Source organism: Candidatus Symbiopectobacterium sp. NZEC135, assembly GCF_025962695.1.
Genome location: NZ_JAGFPF010000861.1, coordinates 1 through 881, shown reverse-complemented (window position 1 = coordinate 881; position 881 = coordinate 1). Strand labels below are relative to the sequence as shown.

Below are 881 nucleotides of genomic sequence, written 5' to 3'. Positions count from 1 at the left end.
AAACGCTACGTCGAGGAGGCCGTACAGCTTAAGGTGGATAATGTGATTGCTGCCGGTGGCGATGGCACCATCAATGAGGTCGCCAGCGCATTGGTGCAATGTGGGCCAGCCCAGCGCCCAGCACTCGGGATCATCCCGCTTGGCACCGCGAATGATTTTGCCACCAGTTGCCAGATCCCGCTTGATATCGAACATGCACTCGCATTGGCGCTGAAAGGGCACCCGACGCCTGTCGATGTTGCCTGCGTCAATGACAGCCATTATTTCATCAATATGGCGACCGGCGGCTTCGCCACACGCATCACCACAGAAACGCCCTCGAAGATGAAATCCGCACTGGGCGGTGCTTCCTATGTGCTGCACGCCCTGCTGCGTATGGATATGCTGACCGCAGAGCGCTGCGACATTCGCGGCCCGGACTTTCAATGGTCAGGTGATACGCTGGTGATCGCCATCGGTAACGGACGGCAGGCGGGTGGTGGCCAACCGCTGTGCCCGGAGGCGCTGATTAACGATGGGCAGTTGCAACTGCGCGTGCTTTCGGCCAAAGAGTTGCTACCCAATATGCTTCAGGCACTGTTCACTGGCAGCGAAAATCCAAACGTGATCGCTGCAACCTTGCCCTGGCTGGAGATCGTTGCGCCTGACGACATCACCTTTAACCTGGACGGCGAGCCGTTAAGCGCCAACCGGTTCCGCATTGAGATCCTGCCCGCCGCCTTGACCTGTCGGCTGCCACCACAGTGTCCGCTGCTGGCATAACGCGCTGTCACTCCCGCATAAGCCGTTTGCTGTTAGCCAGATAAAGCGTCACCACCAGCACCAGAATAGCGGCAGCATAAGCGAGAGTATCCAGCGGATCTTTGTGGTCTACGATGATC

The 881-nt window shown here is 58.2% G+C and carries 1 protein-coding gene and 1 pseudogene; one reads left to right on the top strand and one right to left on the bottom strand.

Features of this window, described 5'->3' with window-relative positions:
- Positions 1–762 (top strand): lipid kinase YegS (gene yegS / locus J5224_RS31015; RefSeq protein WP_264628853.1); only part of this gene is annotated, 762 nt, incomplete at its 5' end.
- Positions 763–769: 7 nt separating this feature from the next.
- On the opposite strand, the pseudogene J5224_RS31010 reads toward yegS, so the two are convergent.
- Positions 770–881 (bottom strand): annotated as a pseudogene (locus J5224_RS31010) (phosphate-starvation-inducible protein PsiE); the annotation flags it as partial.